Origin of the sequence: Pseudomonas sp. CF161 (assembly GCF_000416215.1) — a bacterium.
Classification (GTDB): Bacteria; Pseudomonadota; Gammaproteobacteria; order Pseudomonadales; family Pseudomonadaceae; genus Aquipseudomonas.
The window spans coordinates 92,960-116,495 of sequence record NZ_ATLP01000035.1 but is presented as its reverse complement, the minus strand read 5'-3'; the positions used below and the strand labels follow the sequence as shown (position 1 = coordinate 116,495).

Sequence of the window (23,536 nt, the reverse complement as noted above, 5' to 3'; positions counted from 1 at the left end):
ATCCAAGGTCCTCGCGCTCCCGGCCCAGGGCGCGGCTACAGGTTGTGGGCCGTCAGACGGCCGCGTTGTAGAACTGCTCGCTGCTCTTTTGCTCCACCAGCGCCTGCTCGATCGCCGCCTGGTGCACTTCATCGGCGTGCTCTTCGCGGGCTTCGGGCAGGATCCCCAGGCGCGAGAACAGTTGCATGTCCTTGTCGGCCTGCGGGTTGGCGGTGGTCAGCAACTTGTCGCCATAGAAAATCGAGTTGGCGCCGGCGAAAAACGCCAGGGCCTGCATCTGCTCGTTCATCGCTTCACGTCCCGCAGACAAACGCACGTGGGACTGCGGCATCAGGATGCGGGCCACGGCGAGCATGCGGATAAAGTCGAACGGGTCGATGTCCTCGGCGTTTTCCAGCGGCGTGCCGGCGACCTTCACCAGCATGTTGATCGGCACCGACTCCGGGTGTTCGGGCAGGTTGGCCAGCTGGATCAGCAGGTTGGCGCGGTCATCGAGGGACTCGCCCATGCCGAGAATGCCACCGGAGCAGATCTTCATCCCCGAATCACGCACATAGGCCAGGGTTTGCAGGCGCTCGCTGTAGGTGCGGGTGGTAATGATGCTGCCGTAGAACTCCGGCGAGGTGTCGAGGTTGTGGTTGTAGTAGTCCAGGCCAGCCTTGGCCAGGGCTTCGGTCTGCTCCTGGTCGAGGCGCCCCAGGGTCATGCAGGTCTCCAGGCCCATGGCCTTGACGCCCTGGACCATCTGCAGCACGTAGGGCATGTCTTTGGCCGAGGGGTGCTTCCAGGCCGCGCCCATGCAGAACCGGGTCGAGCCGATGGCCTTGGCGCGAGCGGCCTCTTCCAGGACCTTCTGCACTTCCATCAGCTTTTCTTTTTCCAGCCCGGTGTTGTAGTGGCCGGACTGCGGACAATATTTGCAATCTTCCGGGCAGGCCCCGGTTTTGATCGACAGCAAGGTCGACACCTGGACCCGGTTGGCATCGAAATGCGCGCGGTGCACGGTCTGCGCCTGGAACAACAAGTCGTTGAACGGCTGAACGAACAGGGCTTTGACTTCAGCCAAAGACCAGTCATGACGCAAGGTGGCGGTGGTGCTGGCGCTCATGGGCGATTCCTTGATTATGCTTGGGGCAGACGACGGGGTAATCGAATACCCACAGCCGCGACACGGATGTTCGGCATATTTAAGGAAGCGCCATGCACTGTCAACCAGAATACGAAGGACCGGTTTACATCTGGTTAAATAACAACCAAGCCTGTTTGCTCTGCGATGAGCCCTGCGATAACCCGTCGCCCATCTGCGTCGAGTGCGAAGCCGAGCTGCCCTGGCTGGGCCCACAGTGCCGGATCTGCGCCCTGCCCTTGCCCCAGGCGGGCCTGACCTGCGGCGAGTGTCTGCGGCGGCGGCCGGCGTTTTCCCAGGTGGTAGCGCCCTGGAGCTACCGCTTTCCGGTTGACAGTTTGATCACCCGCTTCAAGCACGGAGCCAAGTGGCCATTTGGCCGCCTGCTCGGCGAACTTCTCAGCCAATCCCTGCACCATTGCTTCAATGACGGCCTGCCGCGTCCGCAGTTGCTGTTGCCGGTGCCCCTGGCCAGCCGGCGCCTGCGCGAACGCGGTTTCAACCAGGCGGCGCTGCTTGCCCAATGGCTGGGCCAGGGCTTGGGCATTGCAGTGGATGAAGGCATGCTGCTGCGGCTGCAGGACACCCCGGCGCAGCAAGGCCTGGACGCCCAGGCCCGGCGGCGCAACATGCGCCGGGCCTTCAGCCTGGCGGACAAGGCCTGGGTTGGCGGCCGTCATCTGGCCCTGGTGGATGACGTGCTCACCACCGGCGCCACTGCCGAAACCCTGGCCAGGCTGCTGCTGGATGCCGGCGCGCACCGGGTCGACGTGTATTGCCTGGCCCGCACGCCCAAACCCGGGGAGCCGGCCTGACTTGACTCTCGCCACTCAAGCCGCACACTCAGCCTCCACTTCCAGCGTTCACAGTGCCCTGCCATGTCCTTGCCCACGTTGTTGACCCAGCACATCGTCCGCCGCCCGCAACGCATCGCCCTGTTGCAGCACATCGCCGAACAAGGCTCGATCACCCGCGCGGCAAAAAGCGCCGGGCTCAGCTACAAGGCCGCCTGGGACGCCATCGATGAGTTGAATAACCTGGCGCAAAAGCCCCTGGTGGAACGCAGCGTCGGCGGCAAGGGCGGGGGTGGCGCCAAGCTCTCGGCGGAAGGTGAACGGGTGTTGCGCCTGTACCTGCGCCTGCAAGCCTTGCAGGCCCAGGTGCTGGAAGCCGCCGAGGACGCCAGCGACCTCGACCTGCTGGGCCGCCTGATGCTGCGTACCAGCGCGCGCAACCAGCTGCACGGTAAGGTGGTGGCGATCGAGGGGCACGGTCGCAATGACCTGATCAGCCTGGAACTGGCCCCAGGCCTGGTGATCCAGGCGCAGATCACCCACGACAGCACCCAGCGCCTGGAACTGCTGCCCGACACCGAAGTGGTGGCGCTGATCAAGGCCGGCTGGCTGGAGCTGCAAGCGCTCGGCCAGCCCATTACCGCCGGGCACAATGGCCTGATCGGCAGCATCGAACAGATCCTCGACGCCGAAGACGGCCCCTGGGAAGTGCGGATCAGCCTGCCCAACGGCCCGACCCTGTGCGCCCTGGTCGAGTCCTCGCAACTCAAGGCCCAGGGCCTCGTGGTGAACCAAGCGGTCCAGGTGCACTTCTCCCCCTCCAACGTCCTCCTCGGCACCCCTCTGTAGCCGCAGCCGCCAGGCTGCGCTGGCCCCCGCAAAAAAAGCATTTCAACCGGAATAACCCGGCGCCCGAACCGGCCAGCGCAGCCTTCGGCAGCGGCTACGGGTGGGACACATGGCTGCAACATTTTTGTCATCAGCGCTGATTAAGGTGTCTGCAAAAATCGCAGGAAGCCTGACATGAGCCTATTAGAAGAAGACCAACCCACGGACCTGGAGCAAATTGTCGGCCTCAGCCGCCGTGGTTTCATCGGTGCCGGTGCGCTGTGCGGCGCGGCGATGTTCCTGGGGGGCAGCCTGCTGAGCCGCAGTGCACTGGCGGCCAGCGTCAGCGTCGGCTCCAGCCCGTTGCTGGGTTTTACCGGCATCGCCGCAGCCACTGCTGACCGCCTCAGCCTGCCGCCGGGCTACACGGCGTCGGTGCTGATCAGTTGGGGTCAGCCGCTGCACAAAAACGGCCCAGCCTTCGACCCCACGGGTAACGGCAGCGCCCAGGCCCAGGAACTGCAGTTCGGCGACAACAACGACGGCATGAGCCTGTTCGCCTTCCCCGGCGACGACCAGCGCGCGCTGATGGCGATCAACAACGAATACACCAACTATCGCTACCTCTACGCCCACGGCGGCATGCCGCAATCGGCCGCCGAGGTGCACAAGGCCCAAGCCAGCGAAGGCGTGTCGGTGATCGAAGTGCAACGCAAGAACGGCCAATGGCAGTTCGTCCAGGGCTCGCGCTACAACCGACGCATCCACGGCAACACGCCGATCCGCCTGAGCGGTCCCGCCGCCGGTCATGAACTGTTGCAGACCGCCGCCGACACCAAGGGCAAGCTCGTCCTCGGCACCTTCCAGAACTGCGCCAACGGCAAAACCCCGTGGGGCACCTACCTGACCTGCGAAGAGAACTTCACCGACTGCTTTGGCAGCAGCAACGCCGAACAGACGTTCGATGCCGCGCAAAAACGCTACGGCGCGGTGGCCGCCAGCAAAGAGATCAACTGGCACCCCCACGACCCGCGCTTCGACCTGGCGCACAACCCCAACGAACTCAACCGCCATGGCTGGGTCGTGGAAATCGACCCGTTCGACCCGCAATCGACCCCGGTCAAACGCACCGCCCTGGGCCGTTTCAAGCACGAGAACGCGGCCCTGGCCGAAACCGCTGATGGTCGCGCCGTGGTCTACATGGGCGATGACGAACGCGGTGAGTTCATCTACAAATTCATCAGCCGCGACAAGATCGACCACCGCAACCCCAAGGCCAACCGCGACCTGCTGGACCACGGCACGCTGTACGTGGCGCGCTTCGATGGCGGCGACAGCGACCCCGATCATCCCAAGGGCCAGGGCCAATGGATCGAGCTGAGTCACGGCAAGAACGGGCTCGATGCCGCCAGCGGCTTTGCCGACCAGGGCCAGGTACTGATCCACGCCCGCCTGGCCGCCAGCGTGGTCAAGGCCACGCGCATGGACCGCCCGGAATGGATAGTGGTCAGCCCCAAGGATGGCCAGGTCTATTGCACCTTGACCAACAACGTCAAACGCGGCGAAGACGGCCAGCCGGTGGGCGGCCCCAACCCGCGGGAGAAAAACGTCTATGGGCAGATCCTGCGCTGGCGCACCGACCGCGATGACCATGGTGCCATGAGCTTTGCCTGGGACTTGTTCGTGGTCGCCGGCAACCCTTCGGTGCACGCGGGGCAAGCCAAGGGCGGCTCATCGAACATCACCCCTCAGAACATGTTCAACAGCCCCGACGGCCTGGGGTTCGACCAGGCCGGGCGTCTGTGGATCCTGACCGATGGCGATGTCAGCAACAGCGGCGACTTCGCCGGCATGGGCAACAATCAGATGCTCTGCGCGGACCCGGCCAGTGGCGAGATCCGCCGCTTCATGGTCGGCCCGGTAGGCTGCGAAGTCACCGGCATCAGCTTCTCGCCCGATCAGAAAACCCTGTTTGTCGGGATCCAGCACCCAGGCGAAAACGGCGGCTCGACGTTCCCCGAACACCTGCCCAACGGCAAGCCGCGCTCTTCGGTCATGGCTATCCGCCGTGAAGACGGCGGGATCGTCGGCACCTGATCGGCCCAGGCCGGGATGTCACCCACCGAGACATCCCGGCCAAGCCTAAAGCCGCCACCTATCCGGGCCGGTGTGCGCTACCATGCGTGGCCTTACGCGGCAGCCTGCTGCGCGCAGGAGTGAGCATGTCCCACCCGTTTGAAACACTGACCCCGGATCTGGTTCTCGACGCCGTAGAAAGCATCGGTTTTCTCAGCGACGCCCGCGTTTTGGCGCTCAATAGCTATGAAAATCGCGTGTACCAGGTCGGCATCGAAGACGGCGAACCGCTGATCGCCAAGTTCTACCGTCCCCAGCGCTGGACCAACGAAGCCATCCTGGAAGAACACCGCTTCACCTTCGAACTCGCCGAGTGCGACGTACCGGTGGTGGCGCCGATGATCCACAACGGCGCCAGCCTGTTCGAGCACGCGGGCTTTCGCTTTACCCTGTTCCCGCGCCGTGGCGGCCGGGCCCCGGAGCCGGGCAACCTCGACCAGCTCTATCGACTGGGCCAGTTGCTCGGTCGTTTGCACGCGGTCGGCGCCACCAAGCCGTTCGAGCACCGTGAAGCGCTGGGGGTGAAAAACTTCGGCCACGACTCCCTGACCACCCTGCTTGAAGGCAATTTCATACCCAAGGGCCTGCTGCCCGCCTATGAGTCAGTGGCGCGGGATCTGCTCAAGCGCGTGGAAGAGGTGTACAAGGCCACGCCGCACACCAACATCCGCATGCACGGCGATTGCCACCCCGGCAACATGATGTGCCGTGACGAGATGTTCCATATCGTCGACCTCGACGACTGCCGCATGGGGCCCGCCGTGCAAGACCTGTGGATGATGCTCGCGGGTGATCGTCAGGAATGTCTCGGGCAGCTGTCGGAATTGATGGATGGCTACAGCGAATTCCACGATTTCGACCCACGGGAACTGGCCCTGATCGAAGCCCTGCGCGCCCTGCGTCTGATGCACTACAGCGCCTGGCTCGCACGGCGCTGGGACGATCCGGCATTCCCCCACAGTTTTCCGTGGTTCGGCACCGAACGCTATTGGGGCGACCAGGTCCTGGCCCTGCGCGAGCAGCTGTCGGCACTCAATGAAGAACCGCTGAAACTGTTCTAAACCGCCGTTGCACCCCCGGCCCTCGCCCAGGGTCGGGACTGCTACCAGCCATTGCCGCAGGCGCGGGCTGCGTTCGGACGCCACCCCTCACCAACACCGCCCATGCACCTGGCACCTGGCACCTGGCACCCCAGCGCACGACTGTTAACAAAGTCTCACGACAGTTTCAGACAAATCTCCTTACAATCGTCGCTTTGTTAGCTGCCTAAGCAAGGATTCTGCATGCAAGCCGCCAACCCGCGTCACGGGTACATTCTGGGTCTGAGTGCCTACATCATCTGGGGCCTGTTCCCCCTCTACTTCAAAGCCATCGCCAGCGTGCCCGCGGTTGAAATCATTATTCACCGGGTGCTGTGGTCGGCGTTGTTCGGCGCTTTGTTGCTGATGGTCTGGAAACACCCCGGCTGGTGGCGCGAGCTGCGGGAGAACCCGAAACGCCTGGCTATCCTGGCCTTGAGCGGCACCTTGATCGCCGCCAACTGGCTGACGTACGTCTGGTCGGTGAACAACGGCCGGATGCTGGAGGCCAGCCTGGGCTACTACATCAACCCCCTGGTGAATGTGCTGCTGGGCATGTTGATTCTCGGCGAGCGTCTGCGACGCCTGCAGTGGCTGGCCGTACTGCTGGCGGCGGTGGGCGTGGCGCAACAGGTGTGGCAGGTAGGCAGCCTGCCCTGGGTGTCGCTGGTGCTGGCACTGACCTTTGGTTTCTACGGGCTGATCCGCAAGCAGGCACCGGTCAAGGCATTGCCCGGGCTGGTGGTGGAAACCTGGATGCTGGTGCCGATTGCGGTGGCCTGGCTGCTGTTCAACCCGACGGCGAGCAGCGCCCAGCTCGAGTTCTGGAGCAGCTCCGAAGCCTGGTGGCTGGTGGCCGCAGGCCCGGTCACCCTGGTGCCGCTGGTGTGTTTCAACGCGGCTGCGCGGCATTTGCCTTACACCACCCTGGGCTTCTTGCAGTACCTGGCACCGACCCTGGTGCTGTTGCAGGCGGTGCTGTTGTTCGATGAACACCTGTCCTCCAGCACGCTGGTGGCGTTCATGTTTATCTGGGCGGGCCTGGCGGTGTACAGCGTGGATGCCTGGTTGAGTTTGCGTCGTCGCAGCTGATCAAAAAACGAACAACAACTTGCAGGCCACGGCTCACGTGGCCTGCAAGCATCCTTCCCAAGGTTATCCACAGCGTGATCCCCGGCGTTTGTGCACAAGCCCTTGAAAACTGATGATTTTTTGATCAAACCTTGGAGAGCCCCGGCCCCTCTGGGCTGGAGACCTGTCTCTACAGGTTATCCACAGGCGCATGCACCTTAAACTTGGATAACCGGCGGGGCCCGGCTCAGGTCTCGCTGCGCAGCACCAATTCGACCATCAGGTCATCGGCCAGGGTTTCCAGGCGCGCCTGCAGCACATCCAGGGACAAGGTCAGGGGCACCGCCAGGATCGCCTCGGCATGAAACAACGGCTCGCTGCTCATGGGCGCCGGGCGCACTTCGGTCACCAACCGTTCCAGGTTGACCCCCTGCTCGCTGAGCAGCCGGGTGATGTCGCGCACGATACCCGGCCGGTCGTTGCCCACCAGCTCCATGGCGATCGGCTTCCAGGTGCAGGACTGCTCGATACCGCTTTCAGCGATCAGTACGCGAATCCCATGGCTCGACAGGCCCTGGAGCGCGTCCACCAGTTCGTCATAGGCTTCGGCCGGCACCCCGACGCGCAGGATCCCGGCAAACTGCCCCGCCATGCGCGACATGCGGCTCTCCAGCCAGTTACCCCCGTGCTCGGCGATGCACTGGGCAATGCGCTCGACCTGTCCGGGCTTGTCCGGGGCGAATACGGTGAGTACGAGGTGGTCCATGGCGCAGTCCTCTGATCATGACTTTTGTTATAGAAGCGCAAGTATAGGCAAGCCTCGGCGGCCCACCTGCGGCCGGTTAAATCCGCTGAAGACCGCTTGGGAGGGGCGCTGGCAGCCGGGGACCCGGCGCGAAGACACAAATCGTGTACAACTATTTGAATTTATATGGAACAATCCGTGCGCTTTTTGAGAACATGACCGGCACTTGCGTGACCAAAGAAGCAACTTTAGTCGCGGAACGACGTATTTAGTCTAATTTTCACAAGCGCAATTGATCATGTAGTATGCCGCAGCGCGCACTACATAACGTTGGATCGATGTCTGCCAAGGCCCAGTCGCAACCCTCAAAAGCCCCGTCAGCAAGGCTCCGCCGTTGATTGGAAGCAGCCAGCCGCCCGCGATGGCATGTACTGGTAGAGGGGTTTGTGGTTTAAATGCCAGGGCTTCATTGTCAATTTGAAGAGCTGAAAAGCGAAATAGCTGAGCAGAGTGAGGCAAGCAATGACTGAACACGTTCAAGTGGGTGGCCTGCAGGTCGCCAAAGTCCTGTTCGACTTCGTGAACAACGAAGCCATTCCCGGTACCGGCCTCACCGCCGACTCGTTCTGGGCCGGCGCCGACCAGGTCATCCATGACCTGGCCCCGAAAAACCAAGCCCTACTCGCCAAACGCGACGATTTCCAAGCGCGTATCGATGCCTGGCACCAATCCCGTGCCGGTCAATCCCACGACGCTGTGGCCTACAAGGCCTTCCTGCAAGACATCGGTTACCTGCTGCCAGAAGCAGCGGACTTCCAGGCCACGACGCAAAACGTCGATGACGAGATCGCCCGCATGGCCGGTCCGCAGCTGGTGGTTCCGGTCATGAACGCCCGCTTTGCCCTCAACGCCTCCAACGCCCGTTGGGGCTCGCTGTACGACGCGCTGTATGGCACCGACGCCATCAGCGAAGCCGACGGCGCGCAAAAGGGCAAAGGCTACAACAAGGTCCGTGGCGACAAGGTCATCGCCTTCGCCCGTGCCTTCCTCGATGAATCCGCACCGCTGAGCGCGGGTTCCCATGTCGACGCCACAAGCTACAAGATCGTTGGCGGCAAGCTGGTGGTCGGCCTCAAGGGCGGCAGCAACAGCGGCCTGCGCGACGACGCCCAGTTGATCGGCTACCACGGCGACGCTGCGGCACCGACCGCGATCCTGCTCAAACACAACGGCCTGCACTTCGAAATCCAGATCGACGCCACCAGCCCCGTCGGCCAGACCGACGCCGCCGGCGTCAAAGACGTACTGATGGAAGCTGCACTGACCACCATCATGGACTGCGAAGACTCGGTAGCAGCCGTCGACGCCGACGATAAGGTGGTGATCTACCGCAACTGGCTCGGCCTGATGAAAGGCGACCTGGCGGAAGAAGTGGCCAAGGGCGGCCAGTCCTTCACCCGCACCATGAACGCCGACCGCGAGTACACCGCCGTCGACGGCTCGACCCTGAAGCTGCACGGTCGCTCCCTGCTGTTCGTGCGCAACGTGGGTCACTTGATGACCATTGACGCGATCCTCGACAAGCACGGCAACGAAGTCCCGGAAGGCATCCTCGACGGCCTGCTCACCAGCCTGGCAGCGGTGCACAACCTGAACGGCAATACCTCGCGCAGCAACAGCCGCACCGGATCGGTCTACATCGTCAAACCGAAGATGCACGGGCCGGAAGAAGCCGCATTCACCAACGAGCTGTTCGGCCGCATCGAAGACGTGCTGAAGCTGCCACGCAACACCCTGAAAGTCGGGATCATGGACGAGGAGCGCCGCACCACGGTCAACCTCAAGGCCTGCATCCAGGCGGCCAGCGAGCGCGTGGTGTTCATCAACACCGGCTTCCTCGACCGTACCGGCGACGAAATCCACACCTCCATGGAAGCCGGCGCCGTGGTGCGCAAGGCCGAGATGAAGGCCGCAAAATGGATCGGCGCCTACGAAAACTGGAACGTCGATATCGGCCTGAGCACCGGCCTGCAAGGTCGTGCGCAGATCGGCAAAGGCATGTGGGCCATGCCCGACCTGATGGCCGCGATGCTCGAACAGAAAATCGCCCATCCGCTGGCCGGTGCCAACACCGCCTGGGTGCCATCGCCCACCGCGGCGGCGCTGCATGCCCTGCACTACCACAAGGTCGACGTATTCGCCCGCCAGGCCGAGCTGGCCAAGCGTCCTCGCGCTTCGGTGGACGACATCCTGACCATCCCCCTGGCCAGCAACACCAACTGGTCCGAGCAGGAAATCCGCAACGAACTGGACAACAACGCCCAGGGCATCCTCGGTTACGTGGTGCGCTGGATCGACCAGGGCGTGGGCTGCTCCAAAGTGCCGGACATCAACGACGTAGGCCTGATGGAAGACCGCGCGACCCTGCGCATTTCCAGCCAGCACATCGCCAACTGGCTGCGCCACGGCGTGGTCACCGAGGCCCAGGTGCTGGAAAGCCTCAAGCGCATGGCTCCGGTGGTTGACCGGCAGAACGCCGGCGACGCGCTGTACCGCCCTCTGGCGCCAGACTTCGACAGCAACATCGCCTTCCAGGCGGCGGTCGAACTGGTGATCGAAGGCACCAAGCAGCCAAACGGCTACACCGAGCCAGTGCTGCACCGTCGTCGTCGCGAGTTCAAGGCCAAGAACGGCCTGTAACAACCCGGCGCTAGCCCAATGAAAAAGCCCCGATCACTGGATCGGGGCTTTTTTTTTGCAACGTGGGCGGCGGCGTCTAGGGGACCACGCCCAGTTCGTGCTTGACCAGGCTCAGCAGCTTGTCGGTGTCGATGGGTTTGAGCAGGAAGTCGACCACGCTCAAATGCATGGCCGCAATGGCGTCGCGTACGTCGGCGTCGCCGGAAACGATGATGATCGGCAATGCCGCCCGTTCCGATTCACGCACCTGGCGGATCAGCTCCAGGCCATTGCAAGGCGCCATGCGCAGGTCGGTGATCAGCAGTCCGATGGATTTATTCGAGTTCAACAGCTCCAGTGCCGCTTTGCCGCTGGCAGCGGTGATGCAACGGATGCCATCCAGTCCGAGGATTTCCGAAAGCAACTCGCGCGCATCTTTGTCGTCATCGGCAATCAACACGCGCTGTGGCGGCAGGTCGGGCTCCAGCATGACTGCGCTTAGCGCCTCGCGCTCGGCGTCACTCAAAATATCGTGGTCGGACATAGGTTTCCTACATGTTCAAGTCAATCCCCTAGCACAGTGGTCAGACATCGCTAAGCAGGCCTTCAATGTGCACTTCGTCGGAAATTTTTCCAAGAGGTCTGTTGAGCACTTTTTTTGCACTAACGACCCCGGGCTTAGAGCAAATACCCACGATTGAAGCCCTACCTAGACTTACGTCCAATGGGCACCCCGGGCACAGGGGCCGACCATGGCTGTTGATCCGACCACAACAAATCCAAAAAGACTGCGGTAATAGTTATGAGTAAAGCGGATGCCTTCACCCAGGCAGGGAAAACCGCGGTGTTGCAGAACATCCACGGCACCATGCAGTTCCTGCAACGGTTCCCGCCGTTCAACCAGATGGAAAACGCCCACCTGGCCTACCTGGTAGAACAATGCCAACTGCGCTTCTACGGGCCTGACGAAAGCATCATCAAGCCCGCCGACGGGCCGGTGGAACACTTCTATATCGTCAAGCAGGGTCGAGTGGTCGGCGAACGTCCGCACACGGCCAAGGGCGGCACCGAGACCACCTTCGAGATCACCACCGGCGAATGCTTCCCGCTGGCCGCCCTGCTGGGCGAACGGGCCACGCGTACCGAACACCTGGCGGCCGAAGACACCTTCTGCCTGCAACTGAACAAGCCGGCCTTTATCAAGTTGTTTGCCCTGTCCTCGGTGTTTCGCGACTTCGCCTTGCGCGGGGTCAGCAGCCTGCTGGACCAGGTCAACCAGCAGGTCCAGCAAAAAGCCGTGGAGACCCTCGGCACCCAATACTCGCTCAACACCCGCCTGGGCGAGCTGGCCATGCGTCATCCCGTGACCTGCAGCACCGCCACCCCCCTGCGCGAAGCCGTGACCCTGATGCACGAGCAACAGGTCGGCAGCATCGTGGTGGTGGATGAGCACAAGGCGCCGATCGGCATTTTTACCCTGCGCGACCTGCGCCAGGTGGTGGCCGACGGCACCGATGATTTCACCCAGCCGATCGAACGGCACATGACCCACGGCCCGTTCTACCTGACGCCGGACCACAGCGCCTTCGACGCGGCCATCGCCATGACCGAGCGCCATATCGCTCATGTCTGCCTGGTCAAGGACCAGCGCCTGTGCGGCGTGGTCTCCGAGCGTGACCTGTTTTCCCTGCAACGGGTCGACCTGGTGCACCTGGCGCGCACCATCCGCAATGCCCCCCGGGTCGAAAACCTGGTGGCGCTGCGCGGCGAGATCGGGCAACTGGTGGAGCGCATGCTGGCCCACGGCGCGTCCTCGACCCAGATCACTCACATCATCACCCTGCTTAACGACCACACCGTGTGCCGGGTGATCGAGCTGACCCTGGCCGACCGCGGCGATCCCGGCGTGCCCTTCAGTTGGCTGTGTTTCGGCAGCGAAGGCCGCCGCGAGCAGACCCTGCACACCGACCAAGACAACGGCATTCTGTTCGACGCCCGCGACGCGGCCCATGCGGCCGAGATCCGCGGCAAGCTGCTGCCCCTGGCGCAGCAGATCAACCAGAGCCTGGCGCAGTGCGGCTTTACCCTGTGCAAGGGCAATATCATGGCTGGCAACCCCGAGCTGTGCCTGTCTCGCGCCGAATGGGCCCGGCGTTTTGCCGCCTTTATCCGCGAAGCCACCCCGGAAAACCTGCTGGCCTCCAGCATCTACTTCGACCTGCGGGTGGTCTGGGGCGATGAACAAGGCTGCGAGCAACTGCGACGCGGCATCCTCGACCAGGTGGCCGACAACCGGTTGTTCCAGCGCATGCTGGCGGAAAACGCCTTGCGCCAGCGCCCGCCCGTGGGGCGCTTCCGCGAATTTGTGCTGGCGAAAAAGAACGGCGAAAAAGCCACCCTCGACCTCAAGGTCCAGGGCCTGACCCCCTTCGTCGACGGCGCTCGCCTGCTGGCCCTGGCCAACGGCATCAGCGCCAACAACACCCTGGAGCGCCTGCGCCAACTGGTGGCCAGGGAGGTGATCGAGCCCCTGGACGGCGCGGCCTATGAAGAGGCCTACCACTTTATCCAGCAGACCCGCATGCAACAGCACCAGCTGCAAACCCGCGAGAACCTGCCCTACTCCAACCGCGTCGACCCGGACCGCCTCAACCACCTGGACCGGCGCATCCTGCGTGAATCCCTGCGCCAGGCCCAGCGCCTGCAAAGCAGCCTGGCCCTGCGGTATCAGCTATGAGCCTGTTCGCCTGGCTGCGCCCCGCCAGCGCCAGCCTCACCGCCGAACAACAACAGCGCCGCGACCGCCTGCCGGCCCCGGCGCCATTGGGCGAATGCAGCCTGCGGCAACAGCGCTGGGTGGTGCTGGACCTGGAAACCAGCGGCCTGAACCTCAATCGCGACCAGGTGCTGTCGATCGGCGCGGTGGTGATCGAGGACGGCGCCATCGACTTCAGCCAGCAGTTCGAACGCACCTTGCTGCGGGTCGACCACAAGCTCAGCCCCAGCGTGCTGATCCACGGCCTGGGACCGAGCGCGATTGCCGCCGGTTGCGACCCGGCCCAGGCGTTGCTGGACTTTATGGAGTTTGTCGGCGACAGCCCGGTGCTGGCCTTCCACGCGCCCTTTGACCAGCACATGCTCGGTCGGGCGCTGAAAGACAGCCTGGGTTATCGCCTGCAACACAGCTTTATGGATGTCGCCGAACTGGCACCGCTGCTGTGCCCTCAAGCCAATATCCGCGAAGCCGGGCTGGATGACTGGATCGACTGGTTCAAGCTGCAAGTGGGCGAACGCCACCACGCTGCCGCCGACGCCCTGGCCACCGCCGAACTGGCGCTGATTCTGTTCAGCCGGGCCCGTCAGCAGCAGATCCACAGCCCGCTGAACCTGCAACAGCGCCTCAACCAGTGGAAGCGCCGGCAGCAGGCGCCTTCTTTCTAACCGGCCCATCTTCGGTGCCGGCCAGGGCCAGCGCAGCCTCGCAGGCTCGGCAGCGGCTACCCACGGCGCCCACGGGTTCTACCCGACAGGCGCCCATTGCGCGGCCGTTGCGCCCCTGCGACAATCGCGAATAATTCTCGTTAGTTTAAACTTCTCGATTGGTGATGCCCGTTGTCGTCCGCCCAAAGCCCCCACAATGAGCTCGTTGGCGCGTTATACCGCGACCATCGCGGCTGGCTGCTGGCTTGGCTGCGACGCAACGTGGCCTGTCCGCAACGGGCCGAAGACCTGAGCCAGGACACCTTCGTCCGCCTGCTGGGCCGCGACGAGCTGAACACGCCGCGCGAGCCACGGGCCTTTCTCGTCGCCATCGCCAAGGGCCTGCTGTTCGACTACTTCCGCCGTGCCGCCCTGGAACAGGCTTACCTCACCGAATTGATGCTGATCCCGGAAGCCGAGCACCCCTCGCCGGAAGAACAGCAAATGATCCTCGAAGACCTCAAGGCCATCGACCGCCTGCTCGGCAAGCTGTCGAGCAAGGCCCGCGCCGCGTTCCTCTATAACCGCCTGGATGGCCTGAGCCACGCCCAGATTGCCGAGCGCCTCGCCGTCTCGGTGCCCCGGGTGCGCCAGTACCTGGCCCAGGGCATCCGCCAGTGCTACATCGCGCTGTACGGTGAGCCGGTATGAACCCCATCAGCTCCAAGCCGGTTTCGTCCCAGGTGCTGGACGCGGCGATTGCCTGGCAGTTGTCGCTCGATTCCGGCAACGCCGTGGAGCGCGAGGAGTTCGCCAAATGGCACGCCGCCCATGAAGAACATGCCCGGGCCTGGCGCCAGTTGGGCATGCTCGACCAGCGTTTCAGCGTGGCCTCGGGCCCGGCCCGGGTGGCCTTGCTGCAATCGCGCGAAAGCATCCGCCGGCGCGTGCGCAAGCTCGGCAGTGGCCTGGCCAGCGTCGCGCTGATGATCGGCCTGGCGCTGTTCGCCGGGGAACGTTACCTGCCGCTCAACTATTGGCTGGCCGACCAGCGCACGGCCACCGGCGAGCAGCGCACCCTGCACCTGAGCGACGGCACCGTGATCAACCTCAATACCCACAGTGCCCTGGATGTGCGCTTTGACGACAAGCAACGGCGCATCGTGTTGCAGGAAGGCGAGATCCTGATCGAAACCGGCCACGGCGACGCCCGCCCGTTCATTGTCGAAACCGCTGACGGGCACATGCGCGCCCTGGGCACGCGGTTCCTGGTCAAGCGCGAGGACCAGGGCACCCGCCTGAGCGTGTTGCAGTCCGCCGTCGCCGCACGTCCGGAGTCGAGCCCCGACGAGCAGATCCTCAAGGAAGGCCAGCAGGTACTGATGCGCCGTGACGGGCTCGGCCCGCTCCAGGCCTTGAGTGTCGGCGCCGACGCCTGGACCCGCGGCATGCTGGTGGTGGACAACGCACGGCTCGAAGACCTGATCGGCGAACTCAGTCGCTACCGCCGCGGCCACCTGGGCGTGACCCCGGACGTCGCCGACCTGCGTATTACCGGCAGCTTCCCGCTGCACAACACCGACCTGGCGCTGACCGCGCTATTGCCGACCCTGCCAGTGCAGATCGAACGGCATACGGCCTGGTGGGTGACGGTGGCGGCCAAGGCCGACGCCAAGCCCTGAACCTCGGCGGTCGGCATTACGGCCATGTCCGGTAGGCCCGCACCGCCCCTCTACCACGCAGGCGCTGGCCAGGCACAAGGGGCGCGCTGAGCGCTCGCCTTTAGCTGAATAAAAATTATTTACAATCAGCCCTATCACTTTTTGCATCTCGTCCGGCACATAGGCAATTGCGAACTATTTCCATTCAGGAGCCGCCGTATGTCCCGCTCGCTAGACACCTTGTTGCGCCCCAGCCTGTTGGCCGTGGCCATTGCCCTCTGCACCCCGCTGGCCAGCACTGCGTTGTTGGCCGCCGAGCAGGCGTCCAGCGTGCGCACCTACAACCTGCCGGCCGCGTCCCTGGCCAGCACCCTGAATCAGATCGCCAGCCAGGCCGGCCTGGCCCTGAGCCTGAACCCGTCCCTGGCCGCCGGCAAAACCTCGGCCCCGGTCAAGGGCCCGTTCGACGCCCCCGGTGCCCTGCGCGAAGCCCTGCGCGGCACCGGTCTGCAACTGGAGCAAAGCGGCGCCGGCACCTACAGCCTGGCGCCGATCCCGGAGGGCGTGGTGGCGTTGCCGGAAACCAGTATTACCGGTCAGGAGGTCGCTGAAACGGCTTGGGGACCTGTGGATGGTTACGCCGCCAAGCGCACCGCCGCGGGCACCAAAACCGATACCGAGCTGCGAGAAGTGCCCCGTTCGATCTCTGTCGCCACCCGCGATCAGATGCAGGATCGGGCCGTGCAGAACCTCGACGATGCCGTGCGCTACATGCCGGGCGTCACTGCCAGCAGCTATGGCAGCGACAGCCGCGCCGAATGGCTGAAGGTCCGTGGCTTCGAGCCCACCCAGTTCCTCGATGGCTTGCCGCTGCCCAAGGGCACCTACACCATGCCCAAACTGGAAACCTGGGACCTTGAGCGTGTGGCGCTGCTGCGCGGCCCGGCATCCTCGGTGTACGGTCAAACCCCACCCGGCGGCTTGCTGGATATGGTCAGCCGGCGCCCGCAGGACACGGCCGGCCATGAAGTCCAGCTGCAAATCGGCAGCTACCAGCGCAAGCAGATCAGCTTTGACAGCACCGGTCCGATCGATGATGACGGCCGCTTCCTGTACCGCGTCAGCGGCGTGGTACGCGACAGCAACACCGCCATCGAGCACAACCAGGACAAGCGCTACAACATTGCCCCCAGCCTGACCTGGAACATCGACGACGACACCAAACTGACATTCCTGAGCCAGTTCAACCGCGACGATACCGGGATCACCAGCCAGTTCCTGCCCCTGCAAGGCACCAAGCTGTACAGCCCGGCAGGCGAGGTGAAATACCACAAGAACCTGGGCGACCCGAGCTGGGAGTACTACGACAAGACCTACTACGCCCTGGGCTACGCCTTTGAACATCGCCTGAACGATGTCTGGCAGTTCCGGCAGAACCTGCGTTACACCAAAAGCGACCTGTCCTTCCAGGGCATCACGGCCGGTGGCTTCTATTGGCCGAACAAACCGGATCTGGCGGTCAGTGCCGACGGTACGGTTCGGCGCGGTGCCAACATCGTCAACGAAGACATCAGCCAGTTCGCCGTGGATAACAACGTCCAGGCCGACTTCAATACCGGCGCACTCAAACACACGCTGTTGCTAGGCCTGGATCACGAACGCGTCAACACCAACTACAAATGGCTGTACGGCGAAGCCCCCACCAGCAACATCATCAACCCGATCTACGGGCAGGACTTCAGCAAGGTCGCCTACGCCGCCTACAACGATTACAACCAGAAACGTCAGGGCACCGGCCTGTACCTCCAGGACCAGATGGCCCTCGACAACTGGCGCCTGACCCTTGGCGGACGCCAGGACTGGCTGCACACCGATAGCAAGTTCTACAACATTGCCAACGAACCCCGTGATCAGCGCGACGACCACGCGTTCACCGGCAATGCTGCGCTGAGTTACGTCTTCGACTCGGGCTTCACGCCCTATGTCTCCTATGCCGAGTCGTTCCAGGCCGAAGCCGGCGGTAACTCCAAGGGGCAGGCCTTCGAGCCTAGCACCGGCAAGCAATACGAACTGGGGGTCAAATACCAGCCGCCAGGCAGCGACATACTGCTGACCGCGGCGGTCTACGACCTGACGCGGCAGAACATCGTGCTCTCCGACGCCCTGGGCGTAAGCCGGCCCTTGGGCGAAGCCAAGGTACGGGGCTTCGAGCTGGAAGCGGTAGGCAACGTCAACGAGAACCTCAAGCTCACGGCGGCCTACACCTACGCCAACAGCAAAATGACCAAGGTTGGCGACCCTCAGGACAAAAACCGTCCATTGCCCCTGACCCCGGAAAACCAGGCCTCGATCTGGGCCGACTACACCTGGCATAACGGCTTGCTGGACGGCTTCGGCGTGGGCTTTGGAGCGCGCTACATCGGCGAGACCCATAACATCCCTGCAGGCAACCTGCCCTATGTCGGCAGTAAGTCCGACGGCGACACCGATGCCTATACGGTCTACGACGCCGCCGTGCACTACGACCTGGGCCGTCTGCAAAACTCGCTGAAAGGCGCCAGCATCGCGCTCAATGCCAACAACGTATTCGACAAGGAATACATGTCGACCTGCGACGGCACTTACTGCTACTACGGCGATCGCCGCAACGTCATGGCCAGCGTCAACTACAAGTGGTAAACCGCTAGCTTTCCGGTATCACAACAAGGGTCACGGCCACGCCGTGGCCCTTTTGCATCTGGATGATTCATGAAAAGCCAAACCATCCGCCGCTGGTCCTTTATCCACACCTGGACCAGCCTGGTCTGCACCGTATTTTTGCTGCTGCTGGCCCTGACCGGCCTGCCGCTGATTTTCCACCACGAGATCGATCATCTGTTGGGCGACTCGCCGCAGCTGCGGGAAATGCCCGCCGATACCCCGCACCTGGACCTGCAGCAACTGGTGCGCGCCGCCGAGGCCCATCGGCCAGGCGAGGTGATGCAGTACTTCGGCTGGGATGAAGACGATCCCAACGGCGTGGTGACGATCATGGCCAAGACCGCCGGCACCGAGCCCAATTCGTCCCACACCTTTATGCTCGACGCCCGCACCGGCGAGGCCGTGGCAATGCCCTCGGCCAATGGCGGGCTGATGATGGTCATGCTGCGCCTGCACGTGGACCTGTTCGCCGGCCTGCCGGGCAAGCTGCTGCTGGCATTCATGGGCCTGCTGTTCGTGCTGGCGATCATTTCCGGCACCGTGCTGTACCTGCCCTTCATGCGCCGGCTGAAGTTCGCCAGCGTGCGCCACGACAAATCCACCCGCCTGCGCTGGCTCGACCTGCATAACCTGATCGGCGTGGTGACCCTGACCTGGGCCCTGGTGGTGGGCGTGACCGGGGTGATCAGCGCCTGCGCCGACCTGATCATCGCCGCCTGGCGCAACGACAGCCTGAGCGCGATGATCGCCCCCTACCGCGACGCGCCACCGCTGACGCAACTGGCCCCGGCCAGCCGCCTGCTGGATATCGCCGCGCAGGCCGCGCCGGGCATGCGGCCGGACTTTATCGCCTTCCCCGGCACGCGTTTTTCCAGCGAGCACCATTACGCGGTGTTCATGAAGGGCAGCAGCCACCTGACCTCGCACCTGCTGACCCCGGTGCTGATCGACGCCGCGACCCTGCAGGTCACTGCGGTGGCCGAACGGCCGTGGTACATGGACGCCATGGGCATGTCCCAGCCGCTGCACTTTGGCGACTATGGCGGCATGCCAATGAAGGTTCTGTGGGCGGTGCTGGATGGGCTGACCATTATCGTCCTGGGCAGCGGCCTGTACCTGTGGCTCGTGCGCCGGCGCAACAGCCGTACCTTGAACAGCACGCAAAAGGTGGTGCCATGAAGCCCCGGCAGAGCAATTTCTGGAAGGTCTTCAGTGCCCCGCTGCTGATCGGCCTGCTCAGTGCCGTCGGACTCTTCGCCGCCCTGCTGGGCGATGGCGCCTGGGACAGCCTGAGCTGGCTCGGCCTTGGGCTGCCGGCCCTGATCGCCCTGCGCGGATTGCTCGTACGCCGTTAACCCCCTCCAGCCCCCCTCTGCTTCCAGGCGCCCTGCAGTGGCGCCTGGAGCGCTTGCCGCCCTCGTTGTACGACGACAACCCCGCCACAAACCCTTGCATCTCGTCAGCCCAGGATAAAAACCCCATTGACAGCCGATTAAAGGGCTCTTATAACGGAATCCAGTTGTACGACGACACACAACGTAACAATTTATCGACCCATAAAAATAATTCAAAGAGTGTCCAGCCAATCATGACCCGACTCCGTCCTTCCCTCGCCCGACCCGCCTGTTTCCTGCTGCACGCCGCCCATTCGCCACCGTGACGCCCCCTGCGCGCGCCCTTTGGCGCCGCCAACCGGCAACACCCATAAATCCAAGAAAATGATGGTGAAGCGATGAAAATCAAAGGCATCCGCTGGTGGATGGTCGGCCTGGTCACGGCTGGCCTGATGGTCAATTACCTGGCCCGCAATACCCTGTCGGTGGCCGCACCGACCCTGATGAGCGAGATGAACATCTCCACCGAGCAGTACTCGCACATCGTCGTTGCCTGGCAGGTCTGCTACGCGCTGATGCAACCGGTGGCCGGTTACATCATCGATGCCATCGGCACCAAACTGGGCTTCGCGATATTTGCCGTGGCCTGGTCCGTGGCCTGCGCGGCGGCGGCACTGGCCTCGGGCTGGCAAGGCCTGGCGGTGGTTCGTGGCTTGCTCGGCCTGACCGAAGCGGCCGGGCTGCCGGCGGCGGTCAAGGCCTCCACCGAATGGTTTCCAGCCAAGGAGCGCTCGGTAGCCATCGGCTGGTTCAACATCGGTTCGTCGATCGGCGCGCTGCTGGCTCCGCCCCTGGTGGTCTGGGCGATTCTCAACAGTGGCTGGGAGCTGGCGTTCCTGATCGTCGGTGCCATGGGCATCATCTGGAGCTTGCTGTGGCTGGTGCTGTACAAACACCCGCGCGACCAGAAGCTGCTGAGCGAGCGTGAGCGCGACTACATCCTCAGTGGCCAGGAAGAGCACTTCAAGGATCCAAACCCGAAAAAAGGCAGCTGGAAAAAGATCATCGGCAACCGCAACTTCTACGCCATCGCCAGCGCACGGATGTTGTCGGAACCGGCCTGGCAGACCTTCAACGCCTGGATCCCGCTGTACCTGATGACCGAGCGCCACATGAACATCAAGGAAATCGCGATGTTCGCCTGGCTGCCGTTCCTCGCCGCCGACCTGGGCTGCGTGCTGGGGGGCTACCTGAGCCCGTTCTTCCACCGCTACTGCAAGGTCTCGCTGTTCACCTCGCGCAAGATGGTGTTGTTCTTCGGCGCCTCGTGCATGATCGGCCCGGCCTGCATCGGCCTCGTGGCCAGCCCCTACACCGCGATTGCCCTGCTGTGCGTCGGCGGCTTCGCCCACCAGACCCTGTCCGGGGCGCTGTATGCCATTACCTCGGATTCGTTCGGCAAGAATGAAGTGGCCACCGCCACCGGCATGGGCGGGATGTTCGGCTACCTGGGCGCTGCGGCATTCACCCTGGTGTTTGGCGTGATGGTGACCAAGATCGGCTACAGCCCACTGTTCGTGGTGCTGGCGATTTTCGACATCATCGCCGCCCTGGTCGTGTGGAACGTCGCCCGCGAACTCAAACCCACCCCGGCCTCACCCGCCAGCAGCAACACCCCGGACGCCCAATTGAAACCTGCGCTCTGACCACTCTGTAGCCGCTGCCGAGCAGCGGCTACAGGGCTTGGGTGGCGGGCTGGTATTTGGGGAAGCGGCGCAGGACATAGGCGATGCGGGCCAGGTCGATCAGGATCACCGGCACAAACCACAGGTTCTCCGACACCGCGCCAGAGGCCACCAGCAGCGTGAAGCCGCTCAGTAGCAACAACGGCAGGTGACACAGGGCCAACGCCCGGTGCAGCCTGGCACTCACGCCCTTGCGTGCCCTGAGGCAAAACACGCCAAAACCCGCCACCAGCCATAAGGCCGCCGGAAGCACCAGCATCCAGCCGATATAGGCAAACATCACCACAAACTCCGGTTCCCCCTCACCCTTGCGCCGAAACTCGCTGTCGAGGGCGATAACCACCGCCAGCCCATACAGCGCCAGCAAGGCCAACGTCAGTACCGTGTGCTTGAAATACAACCTGCGCATCCTGCATTCCCTGGTTTGAAAGAGTGTCCGGCCGGCACGATACAGCTCAATCGCCCGGCCCTGTAGCGCTGTTTACCGATGGCGTACTCGCTCAAGCCTTCGGCCCCGGTGCCGATTGCCCCGGTGGTGCAGGCCGCGTCACAGCGACCGCAGCGTCCAGCAACACCCACTGGCGGCGGCTACTCGCCGGCCGTTGCAGAGGGGGCAATGGCTCCAGGGGGAACAACCCGGCAATGCGCTGTGCCAACGCCTCACCCTCTGCCTGATCTTCACGCAACCCCAATGATCTACACATGAACCGTCTCCAGGTCGAACTCCAGTGGCTTGGCGGCACGGGTCTGGGCGATGCCATACCAGTCCAGCTTGCGGGTCAGCACCATGAACACACCCAGCAGCCCGAACAGCAGCAGCGAGCCCATCAACAGTGCGTAGTCTTCGGCGCTCAGCAAGCCATAGAGCAGGCCATACAGGGCCGCCAGGCCGACCGCGAAAGCGCAACCGTGACGCCAACTGTGCAACACATGGCTGACGTAAAAACCGATCAGCAACACGCAGGCGCCGGCCGACAGCAGGTACGCCAGGGTGAACCCCAGGTGCTCCGACAGCGACAGCAGCAACAGGTAGAAGAACGCCAGCGCCACCCCCACCAGGGCGTACTGGATCGGGTGCACCGCCAGGCTCTTGAGCACTTCGAACAGGAAGAACCCGGCAAAGGTCAGGCCGATAAACAGCAACGCGTATTTGATCGCCCGATCGCTCTTGAGGTACTGGTCCACCGGGTCGATAAAGCTCACGCCGAAGTTGCGGCTGTTGAAATCATTGCACTCCTCGCTCATGGCCACGCAGCGATCCAGGGCCTGCTGCAGGTTGGTGGAGAAGAACGAGGTCTGCCAGGTGGCGGAAAAACCCTGTTCGGTGATTTCACGCTGGGCCGGCAGGTAGTTGCCGATAAAGCTTGGGTGCGGCCAGTTGGCCATCAACTGCACCTTGCTGGTCTTGCCCACGGGCACCACCGACAACTGCCCGGTGCCTTGCAGGCGCAGTTCGAAACCGAAATCCAGCTGGGTGGGTTTCTTCACGTCCAGCGGCGGCAACATCACGTGCACGCCCTCGTCCAGCCAGCTGACATAGGTGCCCGGGGCAAAGTCCAGGGTCTGGCCGTTGAGTTCCAGTTTCAGGGCGTTTTCAATACCGCGGATGTCGCTGATGCCCACCGCCAGGAAGGCCCGGTCGAACTGATAATCGGCAAAGTCTTCGGTGATGCCGTACTGCGCGGGAATGGCAAATTGGCCGCTGAGGTGGGTGTTGGCGTGAAACAGCCGAGCCTCGTAGATCCCCCGGGCGCGCAGTTCGGTCTGCGCCTGGCCGTTGAGCTCGAAGTGCTCGGGCAGGAAAAACAACCGGCCCTGTTTCTCGACAATGTATTCAGAGCGTTTTTTGGTTTTTTCATCTTCCCGCCAGGTGCGGACCTTCCTGCGGTAGTCGACCACCATCACCGGGCCGGTCACCCGTTGGCTGCCACTGGAGCTGCGGGCGATCTCGTCGAGTACGCCGTCGCGCAGTTGCTGACGGTCCTGGATCAGGCCGTTGATCATCAGCAAGGGGATCAGCAGGAGCAGGATCAACAGGGCAATCGCCCCCAGTTTTACGGTCAAGCTGCGGTTCATGGATTCTCTCCCGATTCGTATGAGAGAGAGTCTGGGCCGCCCATATGGGGGCTTTATGAGGGCAATGTGGAGACTGTGTGGAGATTTCCGTCCCCTGTAGCCGCTGCCGAGCCCGCGAGGCTGCGCTGGCCCTCAACGACAA

General features: G+C 63.4%; 18 protein-coding genes and 1 pseudogene. 14 read left to right on the top strand and 5 right to left on the bottom strand.

The features are described 5' to 3' along the window. Positions 1 to 52: 52 nt before the first annotated feature. Positions 53 to 1,108, bottom strand: a complete 1,056-nt coding sequence (gene bioB / locus CF161_RS04665) for a biotin synthase BioB (protein ID WP_020295411.1) — start codon at positions 1,106 to 1,108, stop codon at positions 53 to 55. A gap of 92 nt (positions 1,109 to 1,200) precedes the next feature. Between bioB and CF161_RS04660 the strand changes: the two genes are divergently transcribed. The 5 genes from CF161_RS04660 to rarD all read left to right on the top strand — a co-directional run bounded on the left by CF161_RS04660 (position 1,201) and on the right by rarD (position 7,055). Continuing rightward, positions 1,201 to 1,941, top strand: coding sequence for a ComF family protein (locus CF161_RS04660; protein ID WP_020295410.1), 741 nt, complete (start codon positions 1,201 to 1,203; stop codon positions 1,939 to 1,941). A 63-nt stretch (positions 1,942 to 2,004) separates the two neighbouring features. After that, complete coding sequence (locus CF161_RS04655; protein WP_020295409.1) at positions 2,005 to 2,769, top strand: TOBE domain-containing protein; 765 nt, start codon at positions 2,005 to 2,007, stop codon at positions 2,767 to 2,769. 174 nt (positions 2,770 to 2,943) lie between these two features. Continuing rightward, positions 2,944 to 4,845, top strand: a complete 1,902-nt coding sequence (locus CF161_RS04650) for a PhoX family phosphatase (protein WP_020295408.1) — start codon at positions 2,944 to 2,946, stop codon at positions 4,843 to 4,845. 125 nt (positions 4,846 to 4,970) lie between these two features. After that, complete coding sequence (locus CF161_RS04645) at positions 4,971 to 5,945, top strand: serine/threonine protein kinase (protein WP_020295407.1); 975 nt, start codon at positions 4,971 to 4,973, stop codon at positions 5,943 to 5,945. Between the two features lie 222 nt (positions 5,946 to 6,167). Beyond that, positions 6,168 to 7,055: an EamA family transporter RarD gene (gene rarD, locus CF161_RS04640; protein WP_020295406.1), complete on the top strand. Its 888-nt coding sequence runs from the start codon at positions 6,168 to 6,170 to the stop codon at positions 7,053 to 7,055. 226 nt (positions 7,056 to 7,281) lie between these two features. Here rarD and CF161_RS04635 read toward each other — a convergent pair whose 3' ends face one another. Continuing rightward, positions 7,282 to 7,800, bottom strand: a complete 519-nt coding sequence (locus CF161_RS04635) for a glycine cleavage system protein R (RefSeq protein ID WP_020295405.1) — start codon at positions 7,798 to 7,800, stop codon at positions 7,282 to 7,284. Between the two features lie 501 nt (positions 7,801 to 8,301). Between CF161_RS04635 and CF161_RS04630 the strand changes: the two genes are divergently transcribed. Next, on the top strand, positions 8,302 to 10,479 hold the full coding sequence (locus CF161_RS04630; protein WP_020295404.1) for a malate synthase G: 2,178 nt from the start codon (positions 8,302 to 8,304) through the stop codon (positions 10,477 to 10,479). Positions 10,480 to 10,555: 76 nt separating this feature from the next. On the opposite strand, the gene CF161_RS04625 is transcribed toward CF161_RS04630, so the two are convergent. Beyond that, positions 10,556 to 11,002: a response regulator gene (locus CF161_RS04625; RefSeq protein WP_020295403.1), complete on the bottom strand. Its 447-nt coding sequence runs from the start codon at positions 11,000 to 11,002 to the stop codon at positions 10,556 to 10,558. Positions 11,003 to 11,260: 258 nt separating this feature from the next. On the opposite strand from CF161_RS04625, the gene CF161_RS04620 reads away from it, so the two are divergent. The 8 genes from CF161_RS04620 (at position 11,261) to CF161_RS04585 (ending at position 21,279) form a co-directional block, all read left to right on the top strand. Then, positions 11,261 to 13,195 (top strand): DUF294 nucleotidyltransferase-like domain-containing protein, encoded by a 1,935-nt coding sequence (locus CF161_RS04620; RefSeq protein ID WP_020295402.1) that lies wholly within the window; start codon positions 11,261 to 11,263, stop codon positions 13,193 to 13,195. Then, positions 13,192 to 13,899 carry a PolC-type DNA polymerase III gene (locus CF161_RS04615; RefSeq protein WP_020295401.1) on the top strand — a complete coding sequence of 236 codons (708 nt, stop codon included), beginning with the start codon at positions 13,192 to 13,194 and terminating at the stop codon, positions 13,897 to 13,899. The genes CF161_RS04620 and CF161_RS04615 overlap by 4 nt, the downstream gene beginning before the upstream one ends. A gap of 171 nt (positions 13,900 to 14,070) precedes the next feature. Further along, on the top strand, positions 14,071 to 14,589 hold the full coding sequence (locus CF161_RS04610) for an RNA polymerase sigma factor (RefSeq protein WP_020295400.1): 519 nt from the start codon (positions 14,071 to 14,073) through the stop codon (positions 14,587 to 14,589). After that, positions 14,586 to 15,560 (top strand): FecR domain-containing protein, encoded by a 975-nt coding sequence (locus tag CF161_RS04605; protein ID WP_020295399.1) that lies wholly within the window; start codon positions 14,586 to 14,588, stop codon positions 15,558 to 15,560. The genes CF161_RS04610 and CF161_RS04605 overlap by 4 nt, the downstream gene beginning before the upstream one ends. A 198-nt stretch (positions 15,561 to 15,758) precedes the next feature. Continuing rightward, complete coding sequence (locus CF161_RS04600) at positions 15,759 to 18,218, top strand: TonB-dependent siderophore receptor (protein WP_020295398.1); 2,460 nt, start codon at positions 15,759 to 15,761, stop codon at positions 18,216 to 18,218. A 69-nt stretch (positions 18,219 to 18,287) separates the two neighbouring features. Further along, the gene (locus CF161_RS04595; RefSeq protein ID WP_020295397.1) at positions 18,288 to 19,418 is read left to right on the top strand and encodes a PepSY domain-containing protein; all 1,131 of its coding nucleotides are present in this window, start codon (positions 18,288 to 18,290) and stop codon (positions 19,416 to 19,418) included. Continuing rightward, the gene (locus CF161_RS04590) at positions 19,415 to 19,594 is read left to right on the top strand and encodes a hypothetical protein (RefSeq protein ID WP_020295396.1); all 180 of its coding nucleotides are present in this window, start codon (positions 19,415 to 19,417) and stop codon (positions 19,592 to 19,594) included. Before CF161_RS04595 ends, CF161_RS04590 begins: the two co-directional genes overlap by 4 nt. A 377-nt stretch (positions 19,595 to 19,971) precedes the next feature. Further along, positions 19,972 to 21,279: an MFS transporter gene (locus CF161_RS04585; protein ID WP_020295395.1), complete on the top strand. Its 1,308-nt coding sequence runs from the start codon at positions 19,972 to 19,974 to the stop codon at positions 21,277 to 21,279. 28 nt (positions 21,280 to 21,307) lie between these two features. Here the strand turns inward: CF161_RS04585 and CF161_RS04580 are convergent. Both CF161_RS04580 and creD read right to left on the bottom strand, forming a co-directional pair. Next, positions 21,308 to 21,781 (bottom strand): annotated as a pseudogene (locus CF161_RS04580) (hypothetical protein); the annotation flags it as partial. Positions 21,782 to 22,014: 233 nt separating this feature from the next. Beyond that, positions 22,015 to 23,394 carry a cell envelope integrity protein CreD gene (gene creD / locus CF161_RS04575; RefSeq protein WP_020295393.1) on the bottom strand — a complete coding sequence of 460 codons (1,380 nt, stop codon included), beginning with the start codon at positions 23,392 to 23,394 and terminating at the stop codon, positions 22,015 to 22,017. Positions 23,395 to 23,536 lie beyond the last annotated feature (142 nt).